The organism is Geodermatophilus sp. SYSU D00079 (assembly GCF_054050635.1).
Map to the genome: position 1 here is coordinate 1 of NZ_JBJGZS010000033.1, position 17,077 is coordinate 17,077.

General features: G+C 77.0%; 16 protein-coding genes. 6 read left to right on the forward strand and 10 right to left on the reverse strand.

Going from position 1 to position 17,077, the window contains the following annotated elements:
• Positions 1-237: 237 nt before the first annotated feature.
• On the forward strand, positions 238-858 hold the full coding sequence (locus tag ACI79E_RS20115) for a putative quinol monooxygenase (protein WP_456934344.1): 621 nt from the start codon (positions 238-240) through the stop codon (positions 856-858).
• Positions 859-925: 67 nt separating this feature from the next.
• Here the strand turns inward: ACI79E_RS20115 and ACI79E_RS20120 are convergent, their stop codons facing one another.
• The 5 genes from ACI79E_RS20120 to ACI79E_RS20140 form a co-directional block, all read right to left on the reverse strand.
• Entirely contained in the window at positions 926-1,996 is a 1,071-nt protein-coding gene (locus tag ACI79E_RS20120; protein ID WP_456934345.1) for an acyl-CoA dehydrogenase family protein, read from the reverse strand.
• Positions 1,993-3,153 (reverse strand): acyl-CoA dehydrogenase family protein, encoded by a 1,161-nt coding sequence (locus ACI79E_RS20125; protein WP_456934346.1) that lies wholly within the window; start codon positions 3,151-3,153, stop codon positions 1,993-1,995. The genes ACI79E_RS20120 and ACI79E_RS20125 overlap by 4 nt, the downstream gene beginning before the upstream one ends.
• An 82-nt stretch (positions 3,154-3,235) precedes the next feature.
• Entirely contained in the window at positions 3,236-3,544 is a 309-nt protein-coding gene (locus ACI79E_RS20130) for a hypothetical protein (protein WP_456934347.1), read from the reverse strand.
• 60 nt (positions 3,545-3,604) lie between these two features.
• Positions 3,605-5,878 (reverse strand): SpoIIE family protein phosphatase, encoded by a 2,274-nt coding sequence (locus tag ACI79E_RS20135; RefSeq protein WP_456934348.1) that lies wholly within the window; start codon positions 5,876-5,878, stop codon positions 3,605-3,607.
• A 9-nt stretch (positions 5,879-5,887) separates the two neighbouring features.
• Positions 5,888-6,685 carry an alpha/beta fold hydrolase gene (locus ACI79E_RS20140; protein WP_456934349.1) on the reverse strand — a complete coding sequence of 266 codons (798 nt, stop codon included), beginning with the start codon at positions 6,683-6,685 and terminating at the stop codon, positions 5,888-5,890.
• Positions 6,686-6,911: 226 nt separating this feature from the next.
• Between ACI79E_RS20140 and ACI79E_RS20145 the strand changes: the two genes are divergently transcribed.
• The gene (locus tag ACI79E_RS20145; RefSeq protein WP_456934350.1) at positions 6,912-7,655 is read left to right on the forward strand and encodes a hemerythrin domain-containing protein; all 744 of its coding nucleotides are present in this window, start codon (positions 6,912-6,914) and stop codon (positions 7,653-7,655) included.
• A gap of 7 nt (positions 7,656-7,662) precedes the next feature.
• Here ACI79E_RS20145 and ACI79E_RS20150 read toward each other — a convergent pair whose 3' ends face one another.
• Positions 7,663-7,818 (reverse strand): hypothetical protein, encoded by a 156-nt coding sequence (locus ACI79E_RS20150; protein ID WP_456934351.1) that lies wholly within the window; start codon positions 7,816-7,818, stop codon positions 7,663-7,665.
• Positions 7,819-7,972: 154 nt separating this feature from the next.
• Here ACI79E_RS20150 and ACI79E_RS20155 point away from each other — a divergent pair, with 154 nt between their 5' ends.
• The 3 genes from ACI79E_RS20155 to ACI79E_RS20165 all read left to right on the forward strand — a co-directional run bounded on the left by ACI79E_RS20155 (position 7,973) and on the right by ACI79E_RS20165 (position 12,185).
• Positions 7,973-8,662, forward strand: a complete 690-nt coding sequence (locus ACI79E_RS20155) for an alpha/beta fold hydrolase (RefSeq protein ID WP_456934352.1) — start codon at positions 7,973-7,975, stop codon at positions 8,660-8,662.
• A gap of 64 nt (positions 8,663-8,726) precedes the next feature.
• Entirely contained in the window at positions 8,727-9,731 is a 1,005-nt protein-coding gene (locus ACI79E_RS20160; RefSeq protein ID WP_456934353.1) for an alpha/beta hydrolase, read from the forward strand.
• Between the two features lie 156 nt (positions 9,732-9,887).
• Positions 9,888-12,185: a HelD family protein gene (locus tag ACI79E_RS20165; protein ID WP_456934354.1), complete on the forward strand. Its 2,298-nt coding sequence runs from the start codon at positions 9,888-9,890 to the stop codon at positions 12,183-12,185.
• Positions 12,186-12,231: 46 nt separating this feature from the next.
• Here the strand turns inward: ACI79E_RS20165 and ACI79E_RS20170 are convergent, their stop codons facing one another.
• Entirely contained in the window at positions 12,232-12,906 is a 675-nt protein-coding gene (locus tag ACI79E_RS20170) for an NUDIX domain-containing protein (RefSeq protein WP_456934355.1), read from the reverse strand.
• Positions 12,907-12,954: 48 nt separating this feature from the next.
• Between ACI79E_RS20170 and ACI79E_RS20175 the strand changes: the two genes are divergently transcribed.
• A complete protein-coding gene (locus tag ACI79E_RS20175) occupies positions 12,955-13,710 on the forward strand; it encodes a DeoR/GlpR family DNA-binding transcription regulator (protein WP_456934356.1) in 756 nt (251 codons plus the stop codon).
• Between the two features lie 27 nt (positions 13,711-13,737).
• On the opposite strand, the gene ACI79E_RS20180 is transcribed toward ACI79E_RS20175, so the two are convergent.
• From ACI79E_RS20180 to ACI79E_RS20190, 3 genes are all read right to left on the reverse strand, one after another.
• A complete protein-coding gene (locus tag ACI79E_RS20180; protein ID WP_456934357.1) occupies positions 13,738-13,965 on the reverse strand; it encodes a hypothetical protein in 228 nt (75 codons plus the stop codon).
• 122 nt (positions 13,966-14,087) lie between these two features.
• Complete coding sequence (locus tag ACI79E_RS20185) at positions 14,088-15,326, reverse strand: cytochrome P450 (protein ID WP_456934358.1); 1,239 nt, start codon at positions 15,324-15,326, stop codon at positions 14,088-14,090.
• 37 nt (positions 15,327-15,363) lie between these two features.
• Positions 15,364-16,983, reverse strand: coding sequence for an SIR2 family protein (locus ACI79E_RS20190; protein WP_456934359.1), 1,620 nt, complete (start codon positions 16,981-16,983; stop codon positions 15,364-15,366).
• Between the last annotated feature and the right edge of the window lie 94 nt (positions 16,984-17,077).

The window sequence follows — 17,077 nt, forward strand, 5'->3', positions numbered from 1 at the left end:
CGCGCGCCCCCCCCGCCCCCCCCCGCCCCCCCGCCCCCCCCCCCCCCCCCCCCCCCCCCCCCCCCCCCCCCCCCCCCCCCCCCCCCCCCCCCCCCGCCGCCCCCCCCCCGCCCCCCCCCCCCCCCCCCCCCCCCCCCCCCCCCCCCCCGGACCGTTGCCTCCCCGCGGGAGGGCGAGGAGGCTCACGTCCGCGGCGACGCCGCAGGGGCGCCGCCGCCTCCGGAGAGGAGTGGTGGCATGTACGCCCGAACGACCACCGTCCGCGGCAACCCGGGGGCGATCGACGAGGCGACCGCCTACATGCGCGACGAGGTGATGCCGAGGGTCCAGCAGATGGAGGGCTGCATCGGCCTGTCCATGCTCGCCGACCGGGACTCCGGTCGCTGCATCGTCACCAGCGCCTGGCAGAGCGAGGAGGCGATGCGGGCCACCATGGACCGGGTGGGACCCATGCGGGACCGCGCCAGTCAGATCCTCGGCGGCCAGCCGGAGGTGCAGACCTGGGAGATCGCCGTCCTGCACCGCGCGCACCAGGCCCCCGACGGGGCCTGCACCCGGGTCACCTGGAGCCGCACCGACCCGTCGAACGTGGAGCGGGTCGTCGACGCCTACAAGATGAGCCTGCTGCCCCGGCTGGAGGACATGGACGGCTTCTGCAGCGCCAGCCTGATGATGGACCGGCGGGAGGGCCGCGGCGCCGGCGCGGTCACCTACGCCGACCGGGCCACGATGGAGCAGTCACGCACCAACGCGACGGCGGTCCGGGAGGAGTTCGCCGCCGCGATGGGCGCGCAGATCCTCGAGGTGGCCGAGTTCGAGCTGGTCCTGCACCACCTGCGCGTCCCCGAGACCGTCTGAGGGAAGCCCTCGCAGGCCCGGGACGGGCCGCAGCGGGGCGGGGGCCGCCGGCCCCCGCCCCGCTCGACTACACGACGCGGGTGAGGGCGGGCCAGAGGCCCTCGGGGCCGTCGGCCAGCAGCCCGACCCCCAGCACCGTGGACCAGGTGAGCTCCGAGCCGGCCTCGTCCCGCCACGACCACAGGCGCCGCGTGAGGTGGTGCAGCGCGTGCTCCTGGGTGAAGCCGATCGCCCCGTGCACCTGGTGTGCCAGCCGGGCCACCACCTCGACCGCCGCACCGGCCCGCACCTTCGCCGCCGCGGCCGCCAGGACGACGTCCTGCCCGCGCGCCAGCGCCTGGACGGCGGCGTCGGTCAGTGCGGTGACCGCGGTGACCTCCCCAGCCATCTCCGCCAGCTCCATCTGGACGGCCTGGAACCGCGCGATCGGCCGGCCGAACTGCTCCCGCTCGCCGGCGTACCGCACCGTCATGTCCAGCACCCGCTCCAGCGCCGCGGACAGCTGCACCGCCCGCGCCAGCGCGAACCGGGCTCGGACCTCCGCCGCCCGCGCCGGGGTCAGCAGCGCGCCACTGGCCGGCGCGCCCCCCAGCACCAGCGACCCGCGCGGCTCCCCCGCCAGGTTGGCCGCCTCGCTGGTCGCCAGCCCCTCGGCGTCCACCAGGGCCAGGACGGCGCCCTCGATGCCCGCCGGTGCCGCCGCGAGGACCGCGACGTGTCGCGCCACCCCCGACCAGGCGACGTCGGTGGTCGTGCCGGTGAGCGTCCAGCGCCCCGGCCCGTCGCCGTCGTCGACCGGCTCGGCGTGCACCACCCCGCCCGTGGCGATGGTCAGCGGCTCCTCCGGCGCGGGCAGGTCCAGGCCGACGGCGAGCAGCGCGGGGCCGGCCACGAGCAGCTGCTCGGCCACCGGCACCGCGGCCGCGCCGGCGGCCAGCGTGCGCACCACCGCGACCGCGTCGGCCACCTCGCCGCCGGAGCCACCGGCCTCCTCGGGCAGCCCGACGCCGGTCAGCCCCGCGTCGGCCAGGTCGGTCCACAGGGCGGCGTCCCACGGCCGGTCGGCGGACAGCGCGAACGGCTCGTGCCGCGCGAGGATGTCCCGGACGGTCGCGACCACCAGGTCCTGCTCGCTCACCGCAGCCCCAGCCCGCGCGCCACGATCCCGCGCAGGATCTCGTTGGTCCCGCCGCGCAGCGTGTACCCCGGGGCGTGCAGCTGCGCCTCGGCCAGCGCCCGGCCCAGCGGGTCCGGCGAGTCCAGCGACGGGACCACCTCCACCACCCGGCGGATCTCGTCGATGACGTCGGCCTCGAACGTCGTCCCCACGTCCTTGACCAGCGCCGCGGGGATGTCGGGCAGCTCCCCGCGGTCCAGCGCCGCCGCGATGCGCAGGGACAGCTGCCGCAGCGCCAGCAGCCGCGCCGACAGCCGGCCGAGGGTGGCCTGCTGCGCGGCGTCCCCGGAGTCGCAGGCGCGGCGGGCGAACTCGGCGAGCAGCGGGTAGGTCGACAGGAACCGCTCCGGCCCGGACCGCTCGAACGCCAGCTCCGCGGTCACCTGGTGCCAGCCCGCGCCCTCCTCGCCGAGCAGCATGTCGCCGGGGACGACGACGTCGTCGAACACCACCTCGTTGAAGTGGTGCCCGCCGTCGAGGATGCGGATCGGGTTGACCGTGATGCCGGGCAGCGAGAGGTCGACCAGCAGCTGGGAGAGCCCCGCGTGCCGGTTCGCCGGGTCCGCGGGCGAGGTGCGCACCAGCACGATCCCGTAGTGGGAGAGGTGCGCGTTCGACGTCCACACCTTGGCGCCGGTGACCACCCAGTCGCCGTCGGCGTCGCGGGTGGCGCGGGTGCGGATGGAGGCGAGGTCGGAGCCGGAGTCCGGCTCGCTCATGCCGATGACGAAGAAGCACTCCCCCGCGGCGATCCGCGGCAGGATCGCCTGCCGCTGCGCCTCGGTGCCGTAGCGCAGCAGGTTGGGCCCCGACTGCCGGTCGGCGATCCAGTGCGCCGCCACCGGCGCCCCGGCCGCGAGCAGCTCCTCGGTGACCGCGTACCGCTCCATCGCCGAGCGCTCGTGCCCGCCGTAGCGCCGCGGCCACGTCATGCCCAGCCAGCCGCGCTCGCCGAGCTTCCGGGAGAACGCCGGGTCGACGCCGGACAGCCAGGTGTCGACGTGCGTGGTGAACGTGCCCGCGGCCAGCTCGGCGGCGAGGAACTCCCGCACCTCCGCGCGCACCCGTTCGGCGGCCTCGGACGGCGGCGCGGGCGCCAGGCCCAGCGAGCTGCTCATGCGGTCGTCCCCCCACGTCGGTGTGGTGCTTCCCGACGTCGGTTCTACAGGGCGCCGCCGGCGACGGCCTCCCCGGCCGCGGTCACTCGGTCGTGGCGTCGTCCTCGGGGTCGGGGGCGCGGGTGAGCTGGCGCAGCTCGGAGACGACGTCCCCGGCCACCGTGGCCAGCGAGCTCACCGCGCCGGTCACCAGGCGCCGCATCCCGCCGCCGTCCAGCCCGATGAGCGCGCCGAAGCCGGCCGCGACGTCCACCCCGGGGAACGCCGTCGACTCGACCTGCGGGTGCCCGTCGGCCAGCTCGGGCGACCAGCGCATCGCGTCACCGGACATCGTGATGTCACCGGTGGCGCCGTCGATGGCGTCCGTCACCGGGTTCGGGGAACGTTCCATGGCCGCCTCCCGCGCCGCACGTGCCCTCCCGCGATGGTCGCGCGCCGGTGGCGTCCCGCGCTAGGGCAGCCGCGTGATCGCCAGGAGCGCCACGTCGTCGGCGCGGCCGCCAGCGGCGAGGTCGCCGAGCAGCCGGTCGCACAGCCGGTCGGGGTCGGCCGTGTCCGCCCGGGCCGCCACCTCCAGCAGCGCGTCGAGGCCGACGTCGAGGTCCGCGTCGCGGCTCTCCACCAGCCCGTCGGTGTAGAGCAGCAGCGTCGCCCCCGGCGGCAGCACGCCGGCCCACTCCGCCGCCGGCGCGGGCGCCGGAGGCGCCCCGAGCATCCGGCTCGGGCGGACGTCGAGCAGCTCGGCGTGCCCGCCGGAGACCAGCAGCGGTGGCAGGTGCCCGGCCGAGGCGATGCGCAGCTGGCCGGTGGCCGGGTCGAGCGCGGCGAACAGCGCCGTCGCCATCCGCTGCAACCCCAGCAGCGACCACCCGGCCTGCAGCCGGTCGATGACCGCGCTCGGCGGCGGCCGGTCGGCCAGCAGCGCGCGGTAGACGCTGCGCAGCTGCCCCATGACCGCGGCGGCGGTGATGTCGTGGCCGACGACGTCGCCGACGGCCAGCCCCACCTCGCTGCCCGGCAGCGGGACGACGTCGTAGAAGTCGCCGCCGACGTCGGCGCCCTGGCTGGCCGCCAGGTACCGGACGGCGAGCGCGAGCCCGGGCACCGACGGCGGGACCGGCGGCAGCAGGTTGCGCTGCAGCGTGTGCGACGTCTGCGCCTCCCGCTCGAAGCGCTGGGCCTTGTCCACGACCAGCGACACCTGCAGCGCCAGCTGCTCGGCCACCTCGACGTCGGCGGCGGTGAACGGCCCGCGCCGGCGGTCGGCGGCGAGGGTCAGCACGCCCAACGCCCGCCCCTCCGCCATCAGCGGCACGCAGACCAGGGCCCTCAGGTCCAGCGACCGGGCGATCTCCAGGTGCCGCTCGTCGCCGGTGATCTCGGCCAGGAACCGGTCGGTGACCTCCCGGACCCACACCGTCCGACCCTCGGTCATCGCCCGCACGCTCGGGTGCGGGGTGCTGCGGTGCGGCAGGTGGCGCTCCTGCAGCTCGGCGACCTCGGCCTGCCGCCGGGGGTCGCCGTGCCGTGCCGCGGGCCGGACCAGGCCGTGCTCGGTGGCGAGGTCGATGACGCACAGGTCGGCCAGCCGGGGCACGGCCAGCTCGGCCAGCCGCTCGGCGGTCTCGGCGACCCCGACGGTGGAGGCCATCAGGCGGGCGGCGTCGAGGAGGAACGCCGAACGCCCCGCCTGCCGGGCCGTCTCCTCGTACAGTCGGGCCCGCTCCAGCGCCTGCCCCGTCTGCCGGCCGATCGTGTCCAGCAGGTCCGTGTCGGCCTGGGACAGCGACCCGCGCCGGCCCGGCTCGGTGAGCTCGATGAGCTCGCTGTCCCCGAGCGCACCGAGCAGCAGGACCAGCGCCCCGAGGTGCCGGCTGTCGGCGTTCACCGCCACGACGACCAGCGCCTCCTGGCCGGCGTCGTCCATGGCGCGGGCGAGCTCGGGCCACACCGCGTGCAGGCCCGCGCCCAGCGGCACCGTGTGCACCCCGCCGCCGCGCACCAGCTCCGCTCCCCCGGCCGCGGCCGCACCCATCGCCTGCAGCAGGTCCTCGGGGATCCCGTCGCTGGCGACCAGCTCGACCGGCGGCACCGACGTCCCCGGGCGGTCGACCGCGCGCCGCTCGGCGGCCAGCCACAGCCCCGCGCCGCTGGCGCCGACCGCCTGCCGCGCCCGGGACACGACCACGTCGGCCACCTCCCGGGCGGTGGTCGCGGCGGCCAGCTCGGAGACGACCTGCTGCACCGTGTGCGACCGCGCCTCGGACTCCGCGGCCGCGCGCTGGGCGGCCAGCAGGGCGCGCTCGTACCGGCGGCGCGAGGTGGCCTCGAAGACCGTGGCCCGCAGCAGCACCGGCGCACCGGCGTCGTCGCGCACCTCGACGACGTTCACCAGGCACGGCAGCAGCGACCCGTCCCCGCGGACGACGTCGAGCGCCACCTCCCGCACCCCGCCCTGCATCCGCAGCAGGGGTGCCATGTGGGTCTCGTAGAACACCCGCCCGCCGATGCTGAGCAGCTCCTGGAGGCGGGTGCCGAGCAGCTCCCCGGCGTCCCGGCCGGTCCACTCGCAGAAGGTGCGGTTCACCTTGACCACCCGGCCGTCCGGGAGCATGGAGACGTAGCCGCACGGCGCGCTCTCGTAGAGGTCCGCGGGGTCCTCGTCGAGCAGCCGGTACAGCCCGGACGGGTGGTCGGGTCGCTTCGGCTCGCTGCGTTCGTCCATGGCCGCGGCTCAGCGGGAGAGGAAGGCCCGGATCGCCGCCGCGGTCTCCTCCGGCGCCGACAGGTGCGGGCAGTGCCCGGTCGCGGCCAGCTGGGTGAAGACGCTGCCGGGCACGTGCTCGTGCACGTAGCGGCCCACGACCTCCGGCGCGATCGCGTCCGCGGTGCACTGCAGCACCAGCGTCGGCACGGTGACACCGGGCAGGTCGGCGCGGTTGTCGGAGAGGAAGGTGACCCGGGCGAACTGGCGGGCGATGTCGGGGTCGGTGCGGCAGAAGCTGTTGGCCAGCTCCTCGGTGAGCTCCGGCCGGTCGGGGTTGCCCATGATCACGGGGGCCATGGCCTGCGACCAGCCGAGGTGGTTGCTGTCCAGCGACTCGAGCAGCCCGACGATGTCGGCGCGGGAGAAGCCGCCGGTGTAGTCACCGTCGTCGACGTAGCGCGGATTGGGGCCGACCATGACCAGCGCCCCGAACCGGCCGGGATCCTGCTGCGCGGCCAGGACGCCGATCATCGCGCTGACCGAGTGCCCCACGAACACGACGTCGGTGAGCTCCAGCTCCTGGCACAGCTCGACGACGTCGGCGGCGTACCCGCGCAGCGAGCCGTACTTCACCGGGTCGTAGGCGGTGAGGTCCGACCTCCCCGACCCCACGTGGTCGAAGAGGACGACGCTGTGGTCGACCTCGAACTCCCGGACGACGAACCGCCACATGGTCTGGTCACAGCCGTACCCGTGGGCGAAGACCATCGGGCGACCGCCGGGGACGCCGGTGACGCCGACCCGGTTGCGCGTGACCACACCCACCGGCTGACGGTATCCGGCCACGGGCCCCCGTGTCCCGGGCGCTCGCGCCGCGGGGCGGACCCCTCGGGCAGGCGGCGCGTCCGTCCCGCGACGGACGCGCCGTCCGCCCCGGGGTGGAGATCCTGCTGTCCCGGCCCGCACGGGACCGGAAACCCTGTCGTCCGGGACGGCGGGGTCCCTACGCTCCTCGCCGTCCCCGACGAGCCCGACGCTGACGAGGTGCCCCATGACCGCCGCCGCGGTCCTCTCCCGCCCCGCTCCCCCGACCGCCGCGGCAGCGGCGCCCACCCCCGCCCCGGGCACCCCCGGCCCGGCCGAGGCGCACCAGCGCGTGCTGCACCAGCTGGTCCGCCGTGAGCTGCACCTGCTGGCGGAGCTGGCCACCTGGGCACCGGCCGACGAGGCCGACCGCACCCGTGCCCTCACCCGGCACGCCGACCTCGTGGGCCGCCTGCTGCTGCAGCACCACGCGACGGAGCGGGACCGGTTGTGGCCGGCGCTGCTGCGGGCGCTGCCGGCCGACCGGTCCGCCGTGGCCCGGCGGCGGGTCGCCGAGTGGACGGCCCGGACGGCGGGCCTGGACTGCCGGCTGCGCGACCTGTCCACCGCCGCCCGCCAGTGGGTTGTCGCCGGCACCGGCGCGGCGCGGGACGCCTTCGCCGTCGCCTGCCGCGACCTCGCCGGCGCCGTCGACGCGCAGACCGCGGCGGAGGAGCGGGAGCTGCTGCCCCTCCTCGCCGAGCTCCCCGCCGGGGCGTGGGCGGCCATCGCCCGGACCGCGCGCTGCGGGCTGACCGGCCGCGAACGGCTGTTCGTCCTCGGCCTCGCGCTCGAGGACTCCTGCCCCGGCGACCGCGCCCGCCTGCTCGCGGGCGTCCCCCCGGTCACCCGCCTGGCGTGGCGGCTGGCCGGCCGGGGCCGCTACCGCGCCGCCGTCGTCCGGCTGCGGGGCGCGCCGCCCGCTCGCTGACCCGCGGTCAGTAGCGGGAGGTGCCGCAGTCGGCGCAGCGCTTGCGCGGCGGGTTCGTGACCTTCTGGCAGTTGGAGCAGGTCCAGGCGCTGCGCTCGGGGCGCGGGCGGGTCCGCGTCCCGGTCGTGCGACGGGTCCGGCGGGCGGTGGTCTGCGTCGTCATGGCTACCTCCTCAGGTGTACGCGGACGACGGTAGGTAGCGGACGTGTCACGCAGGTGACCTCCGGGTTGCCGTCCTGGTCGCCCGCTGTGACCTCGGCAGCAGCAGCCGGTCCGGGCGCCGATGAGATCGGGGCGCGCCGGCGGTCGGGAGGGTGTGCGCGCCACGTTCGTCCTCGTGCCCGGAGCCGGCGGCCAGGCCTGGTACTGGCACCGGCTGGTGCCCGAGCTGCAGCGCCGCGGGTGCGCCGCCGTGCCGGTCGACCTGCCCGCGGGGGACGACGACGCCGGTCTCGGGCGGTACACGCAGGTGGTCCTGGACGCGATCGGCGACTCCCCCACCCGGCCGCTGGTCGTCGTCGGCCAGTCCATGGGCGGGCTCACCGCGCCGCTGGTGGCCACCCGCGCCCCGGTCGACCTGCTGGTCCTGCTCAACGCGATGGTGCCGCGGCCCGGGGAGAGCGGCGGGGAGTGGTGGGCGGCCACCGGGCAGGAGGAGGCACGGGCGGCGGCGGCCCGGGACGACGGCCGGCCGTACGACCCCGGGGACCTCGCCGACGCCTTCACCCACGACGTCCCGCCCGCGGTCCTGGCCGGCGGCCCGCCGCCGGCCGCCCAGTCGGGGACGCCGTTCGCCGAGCCGTGGCCGCTGGACCGCTGGCCCGACGTCCCCACCCGCGTGCTGGCCGGCCGCGACGACCGCTTCTTCCCCCTGGCCTTCCAGCGGCGGGTCGCCGCGGAACGGCTGGGGCTGCCGGTCGACGAGGTCCCCGGTGGGCACCTGGTCGCGCTCAGCCGGCCGGCAGAGCTCGCCGGACGGCTGCTCGCGTACCTCGACGCGGGATGACCCGGGTCGCCAGGATGGGCGCGCCGGCCGAGACCCGGCCGCCGTCCCCAGCGCAGGAGGTCCCGTGACACTGACGTCGCAGCCCGCCGGTCCCGCCGCCGAGATCGGTCCGCCGCCCCCGTTCGACCCGGAGTGCGCGGTCGCGCTGGAGCAGTTCGCCGAGGCGTTCTCCACCCCGCTGACCGCCGAGGTGATCCCGGCGCTGCGGCAGGCCGAGCTCATGCCGCGCCCCACCGACGACGACCTGCGCCGCGGCGGTGCGTTCACCGTCGAGGAGCGCTCGGTGCCCGGCCCGGAGGGCGCGCCGGAGGTCTCGCTGCTGATCTGCCGGCCGACGGGCGCGTCCGCCCCCACGCCGGCGATCTTCTACACCCACGGCGGCGGGATGGTCATCGGCGACAACCGCTCCGGGGTGCTCGGCGCCGTCGAGCACGCCGAGGAGCTCGGCATGGCGGTGGTCTCGGTCGAGTACCGGCTGGCGCCGGAGACGCCGCACCCCGGTCCGGTCGAGGACTGCTACGCCGGGCTGGTCTGGACCGCCGAGCACGCCGAGGAGCTCGGCATCGACCCGGCGCGGATCGTCGTCGGCGGGGTCAGCGCCGGCGGTGGGCTGGCCGCCGCGCTGGCCCTCATGGCGCGGGACCGCGGCGGGCCCGCGCTGGCCGGGCAGCTGCTGCTGTGCCCCATGCTCGACGACCGCAACGACACCGTCTCCGCCCACCAGATGGCCGGCCTCGGCGTGTGGGACCGCACCGCCAACGACACCGGCTGGACGGCGCTGCTCGGTGCCGCCCGCGGCGGCCCCGACGTCTCCCCCTACGCCGCACCGGCGCGCGCCACCGACCTGTCCGGGCTGCCCCCGGCGTTCGTCGACGTCGGCTCGGCGGAGACCTTCCGCGACGAGGACGTCGCCTACGCCACCCGGATCTGGCAGGCCGGGGGGCGGGCCGAGCTGCACGTGTGGCCCGGCGGCTTCCACGGCTTCGACGGCTTCGCGCCGGAGGCGGCGATCTCGCGGGAGGCCCGGGCGGCCCGCACCCGCTGGCTGCGCCGGCTGCTCGCGGGCTGAGCGCCCGACGACGGGCACGGCGACGCCGCCGGCCAGGCCCACCGACCTGGTCGGCGGCGGCGCCTGCCACCGGAGGCGGGAATGCGGGGGCACCATGGGCGTTTGCCTTGTCCCGTGCCTGTTCCCGTTCAGGACGACGCCGACAGAGAGAGCGCAGTGCCGACGACGCAGCCCGAGGTCGTTCCCCATCCCGACATCGACGCCGAACAGCAGTACGTGAAGGAGCTCTACGGCCGGCTCGACGCAGCCCGCGACCTGGCCGCGCACCGGCTCAAGCAGGCCATCTCCTGGCCCGCGGTCGACCCGCAGGCGCTGCAGGAGCGCGACGCCACCGTGCGGTTCCAGACCGAGCGGGTCACCGCCCTCGACGCCGCCGAGGCCGGCCTGTGCGTGGGCCGCATCGACCGTGACGAGGACGGCCCGCTCTACATCGGCCGGATCGGCCTGGCCGCCGACGACGCCGGCGGCGACCCCGCCCTCGTCGACTGGCGGGCGCCGGCCGCCCGGCCCTTCTACACCGCCACCCCGGTGCACCCGCTCGGCGTGTCCCGGCGGCGGCACATCCGCACCCGCGGGCGCACCGTCGTCCGGCTGGACGACGAGGTCCTGACCGGTGGGGTCGCCGGCTCCGACCTCACCGGCGAGGCCGCGCTCATGGCCGCGCTGGACACCGCCCGCACCGGCCGGATGACCGACATCGTCCGCACCATCCAGGCCGAGCAGGACCGCATCATCCGCGCCGACGACCGCGGCGTCCTCGTCGTCCAGGGTGGGCCGGGCACCGGCAAGACCGCCGTCGCGCTGCACCGCGCGGCCTACCTGCTCTACACCCACCGCGAGCGCCTGGCCCGCCGCGGCCTGCTCGTCGTGGGGCCGACGCCGACCTTCCTGCGCTACATCGCCGACGTGCTGCCCTCCCTGGGCGAGACCGGCGTGCTGCTGTCCGGGCTCGGTCAGCTGCGCCCCGGCCTGGACGCCCGCGGCGAGGAGGCGCCGGAGGTGGCCGCCGTCAAGGGCGGGCTGGAGATGGTGGGGGTGCTGCAGGCCGCCGTCGCCGACCGGCAGGTCGTGCCCGACGGCCCGCGCGAGCTCACCGTCGACGGCTTCGTCCTGCGGCTGCGCCCCATCGACGTGCGGCGGGCGCAGAACGCCGCCCGCAAGGCCGACCGGCTGCACAACCTCGCCCGTCCGGAGTTCGCCCGCCGCATCGTCGACACCCTCGCCAAGCGCTACGCGGAGAAGATCGGCGCCGACGTCCGCGGCGGGGTGAACCTGCTGGACCGCGAGGACCTCTCCGCCCTGCGCAAGGAGGTCGCCGAGGACCACGCCGTCCGGGCGCTGGTCGAGGAGCTGTGGCCGGTGCTCACCCCGGAGCGGCTGCTGCGTGACCTCTACGCCGACCCGGCCCGCATCGAGCGCGCCACCCCGGAGTGGGACGACGCGACGCGGGCGCTGCTGCACCGGCCGCGCACCGCACCGTGGACGCCGGCCGACGTCCCGCTGCTGGAGGAGGCCGAGGAGCTGCTCGGCTTCGACGACAGCGCCCAGCGCGCCCGCGCCGAGCGGGACCGCCGCCGCCGGCTGGCCGAGGCCCAGGAGACCCTCGACGTGCTGCACGGCTCCCGGTCGGTCGACCTGGAGGACGAGCACCTCGAGGCCGAGGTGCTCAGCGCCGGCGACCTCATCGGCGCCGAGGAGCTGGCCGAGCGGCACCAGGCGGTCGACACCCGCACCACCGCCGAGCGGGCCGCGGCCGACCGCACCTGGACCTTCGGCCACGTCGTCGTCGACGAGGCCCAGGAGCTCTCCCCCATGGCCTGGCGGCTGCTGGTCCGCCGCTGCCCGACCCGGTCGATGACCGCCGTCGGCGACCTCGCGCAGACCGGCACCCTGGCCGGCGCGTCGGCGTGGGCCGCGACGCTGGAGCCGCACGTCGGCGCCGCGTGGCGGCTGGAGGAGCTGACCGTCAACTACCGCACGCCGGCCGAGATCATGGCCGTGGCCGCCGACGTGCTCGCCGCCGGCGGCACCGGCGCGACCGCGCCGCGGTCGGTCCGGCCCGGCACCGAGGCCCCGTGGGCCGAGGTGACCGGCACCGCCGACCTGGCCGACCGGGCCGCCGAGGTGGTGGCCGGGTGGGCGCAGCACGAGGGCACCACCGCGGTCATCGTGCCCGCGAGCCGGGTGGCGCAGGTGGCCGCCGCCCTCGCCGAGCGGGTGGACGGCGTCTCCTCGGGGCCCGACGCCGACTCCTCCCTCGGCCCGGTGGTCATCACCCCGACCGAGGCCAAGGGCCTGGAGTTCGACGCGGTCCTGCTCGTGGACCCGCAGGGCGTGCTCGACGAGGGGGTGCGCGGCCACAACGACCTGTACGTCGCGCTCACCCGCTCCACGCAGCGGCTCGGCGTCCTCTCCCCCGGCGCGCTGCCCGCGGAGCTGGCCCGCCTGGCCTGACCCGGTCGCGAGGGGCGGGGACGGTCGTCCCCGCCCCTCCGGCCGCTCAGCCCCGCGAGAACGGTCCCCGCAGCGCCGCCCACTGCAGCAGCATGATCGTCTTGGCGTCGGCGATCCGGCCGTCGTCGACCATGGCCAGCGCCTCGGGGAACGGCAGCTCCAGCACCTCGATGTCCTCGCCCTCCTCGGCCAGCCCGCCGCCGGCGCCGGTGCGGTCCCCGGGGGTGTACGGGGCGGCGTAGAAGTGCAGCCGCTCGGTCACCGACCCGGGGCTCATGAAGACGTCGAAGACGTGCTCGAGCGGGCCGACCGCCACGCCGAGCTCCTCCTCGGCCTCGCGGCGGATCGCGGTCTCGGGGTCGTCGTCGTCGAGCAGGCCGGCCGCCGTCTCCACCAGCAGGCCGTCGGGGTGGCCGTTGACGTAGACCGGGTAGCGGAACTGCCGGGACAGCAGCACGGTGCCCCGCGCGACGTCGTACAGCAGGATCGTCGCCCCGTTGCCGCGGTCGTAGGTCTCCCGCTGCTCGGTGGTCCAGCGCCCGTCGGCGTGCCGGTACTCGAACGTGGTCCGCCGCAGCACGTGCCAGGCGGTGGCGAGCAGCTCGACATCGGTGACCCGGACGTCGGCGTTGCCGGTGAGCCCCCACCCCACCCGGTCCAGGCCGACGCGACCGCGGGCGTCGGGGACGTCGACACCGGGGACCTGCACGGGAGTCGTCATGGCCGCCGACCATAGTGCAGAATCGTGCGGAAACAAGGAGGAACGTGCATGCTCGCCGCCCACCGCCGCGATCTGCTGCTGGACCGCCTGCGCACCGACGGCCGCCTGGTTGCCAAGGAACTCGCCACCGAGCTCGGGGTGTCGGAGGACAGCGTCCGTCGCGACCTGCGGGAGCTCGCCGCGGCCGGGCTCTGCCAGCGGGTCTACGGGGGCGCGCTCCCGGTGTCCCCCGCCGTCGCCGACTCCGCCACGCGGCGCGGCATCGCCGTCGAGAGCAAGGAGCGGGTCGCCGCGCGCGCCGCGCAGCTGGTCCGCCCGGGGAGCACCGTGCTCCTGGACGGCGGCACGACGGCCCTCGCGGTCACCCGCGCGCTCCCCCGGGACCTCGCGGCCACCGTCGTGACCCACAGCCCCGCGGTCGCCGTCGCCCTGGTGGAGCACCCCCGCGTCGAGGTGCACCTGATCGGCGGACGGCTGTTCAAGCACTCCGTGGTGGCCTGCGGCGCGGCCGCCGTCGAGGCCACCGCGCTGGTCGCGGCCGACGTCTTCCTGCTCGGCGTCACCGGCGTGCACGCCGAGGCCGGGCTCACCACCGGCGACGCCGAGGAGGCCGCGATGAAGCGGGCGCTGGCCCGGCGGGCCGCCGACACCTACGTGCTGGCCAGCCGGGAGAAGGTGGGAGCGGCCTCGCCGTTCGCCGTCCTCCCCCTCGCCGCGGTCGCGGGGGTGGTCACCGACGCACCCGCGGACGCTCCGGCCGTCCGGGAGCTCCGCGCCACCGGCGTCCGCCTGCTGGAGGCCTGAGGCCCTCCCGCGTCGACCGGCCCCGGCTCAGCGGCGCCGGACGGTGGGGTGCCCGGCAGGACGGTGCCGCCGGGTCAGGTGCGGAAGGGCCTCGGCGGCGCCGGCGACGAGGGCGGCGCCCAGGAGGACGAGCACGCCCAGGCCGACCAGCCCCATGCCGCCGGTCGAGGCGACGTCGAGCTCGGCCCACACCAGGCCGACCACGAGCACCAGCAACCCGACCGCGCCGGCCAGCGCGACCAGCCACCTGCCCATCCCGGACCTCCCCCGGGAGCGCCTTCCCCCGGCGCTCCGGGCCCGATCAGACCACGGACCGGACGGCCCCGGTTCCGGCGCGGGCGTGCCCGTGACGCTGTGCCACTGGACGACTGCGGCGGTCACGCGGTGCCGTGCACCCGCAGGACCACGCCGCTGGCCGGGATGGCGGGGATGCGCCGCAGCGAGATGGTGAGGTCCTGCTCGGGGACGTCGACCTGCAGGCGGGCCAGCCGGACGGCCAGCGCGGCCAGCACCGCCACCGTGACCTGCTCCCCGGGGCAGCGGTGGTTGGTGCGCGGGTCGCCGGCGCCCTGCGGCACCAGCTCGAAGGCGCCGATCTCCCGGTCGAGGAAGCGCTCGGGCCGGAAGACGTAGGGGTCGCCCCACAGCTCGGCGTCGTGGTCCTGCCCGTAGAGGTCCAGCAGCACCATCGCGTTCGCCGGGATGCGCTGGCCGTCCCACTCGACCGCGTGCGGCGCCCGCCCGCCGATGAACGGCGCGAACGGGTAGAACCGGCGCACCTCGTGCGCCCAGGCCTCGGCGAACGCGGGCTCGCCCGAGGCCAGCCGCTCCCGGAAGCGGGGCCACCGGGCCAGCGCGTGCCCGGAGAACGCCACGAACCAGCTGATCGCCACCGTCGGCCGGACGACGTTGAGGATCTCCACCGCCGCGACGCGCGGGTCCAGCTGCTCGCCGTCGGCGTCCCGGTGCCGGGCCACCACGGACACGACCGACCCGTCCGGCACCGACGCCGCACCGCTGCGGACGTCCTCCACCAGCTGGGCCAGCCACGCCTCGCGCCGGCCCCGGGCGCGCCGGGCCCGCCAGTGCCGCGGCCCGCCGGTGGCGAAGCCGTCGACCAGCGCGGTCAGGTCCCGCGCGACCGCGGCCACCTCGGCGTCATCGGCCAGCGGGACGCCGGCCCAGTCGCAGACCGCCCGGGTGAGCACGACCCGCGCCTCCTCGAACAGCACGATCTGCTCCCGGTGCACCCACCCGGGGACGGCGGCGTCCCAGGCCGCGGTGACCCGGTCGACCAGCGGGCCGATGCGGGCGTCGTCCATGAGCAGGGCCACGAACATCGCCTTGCGCACGCGGTGCTCGTGGCCGTCGAGGGTGTGCACCGCCCCCTTGCCGAACAGGGTGCCCTGCACCGGCTCCGGGATGGCGTGCGCCCGGCGGACGTGGGCCTCGTCGTAGAGGAACCGCGCCGCCTCCGGGCCCTCGATGCCGTAGGCGGGCAGCCCGCCCAGCCGGGTGGCGACGGTGCGCCGGCCCAGCTGCCGCCGCTTGTCGGGCAGCCAGGCGTAGCCCTGGGTGAGCAACCGGACACTGTTGTCGAGGCGGGGGCGACGCATGAGGGGCACCGTGCCCAGTCGGGAGCCGGCCGCAACCTCACCCCGGGCGCTGCTGCTGCAGGCGGTCGTCATCGACGTCGGTCGCGCCGTCCGCCGGGGCCGGTCCCCTGCCTGCGCCGCAGTCCGGGGAGCCGAGCCGGCGCAGCAGCGCGGCCACCTCCTGCGTCGCGGCCGTGCCCGCCTCCGGCGGCATCGCCTGCTCCACCACGCGCAGGGCCTCGGCCAGTGCCCGCTCCTCCTCGTTGAGCAGGCCGCGGTAGGCCGGGTCGAGCAGGTACCCGGTCGGCGGGGTGGACAGGCAGCCGATCAGGTCCAGGAGCACCTCGAGCAGGCGGGCGGCCTCCGCGGCGGGCGCGTCCGCGGGCGACATGGCGACGGTCTCGACGTCCCGCTCCCACAGCCGGGCGCGCGCCGGGTCCTCCTGGAGGGCGAGCACCGTGCCGCTGCGCCGGCGGGGGGTGGCGCTGCGTCCCTGGGCGGCGCTGCGCACCTGGTGGGCGATGCGGATCAGGTCGTCGTCCTGCATCGAGGTGCCGACGAACAGCACGTGCCGGGTGAGCAGCAGCGAGTGCAGCACCCCGGCCAGCGCCGCCCGGGAGTCGCCGAACCGGAGGTACTCCTCGCGGGTCAGCACGATGCTCTCCGGGTGCGCGGCGTCCCCGTGCAGCTTGAGCAGCCACGGCCGGCCGGGCTCGGCCTCGTCGAAGGGCAGCACCGAGAGGTCCCGGCCGATGTCGGCGGCGGCCAGCTCCACCAGGGGGTCGTAGTTGGTGGTGACGAACTCCTGCACCGGCAGGTCGGCGATCAGCGCGTGCGCCAGCGCGTACCGGGCGGGCCCGAACCGCTCCTTGACGAAGGACTCCAGCCGCTCGCGGCCCAGCTCGCGGGCCAGCAACGCCGCGGCGTCCTGGGCCGGCAGGCGGGCCAGACCCTCGCGCAGCTCCCCGGTCAGGCCGGTCCGCTCGGCCAGCTCGTCGAGCAGCTGCTCCCACGTCGGCAGACCGGCCGCCGCGCTCACCCCGGCGCCGACGAACGCGGCCAGCTGACCCCGCCGCGCCCGTTCCCCGAGGTCCTCGGCGAGCTCCCGCAGGTGCCGCGGCAGGTCCCAGCAGTCCTCCTCACCCCGGCGCACCCGCTGGGCGGCGGCCAGGTCGCTCGGCCCGTGCAGCACCAGCGCCACGTCGAAGCCGTGGTCCGCGGCCGCCTCCCGCAGCACGGGCAGCAGCTGCTGCAGCAGGGTGCCGCGCCGGCCGGCCGCCCCGCCCCAGCCGGTGCCCAGCGCGGGCAGCGCGACCAGCCGGCGGGCCCGGCCGTGCACCGGCGTGGGCACCTCCCGGTCAGCGACCGCGGCCAGTGCCTCCCGGGCGCCGTCCAGCAGCCGCGGCAGCGCGTCGTCGGAGTCCGGCTCGCCGGCGTCGACGGTGTCCACCAGCCACAGCCGCCGCGGGCTGTCGCCGGGCACCGGCCGCACCCGCTCGTCGCCGTCCCACCGCAGGTCCAGGCAGACACCGGCGTCGTCCTCGCTGAGCACCAGGTCGGCCGGCAGCAGCTCGCGCCAGCCGCTGCCCACCCGCAGCGAGCGGTCGGTCGGCACCAGGACGTCGTCGCAGACCAGCCGGCGCAGGTCCGCCCCCACGACGAAGACGTGTCCGCTCACGCAACGGAGGTTGCCCGCTGCGCCGCCCGGTAACCGGAACCGGCCCGACCGCTGACCGGCCCGGCCCGGCCCGGCCCGCGCCGGCGGGTGACCC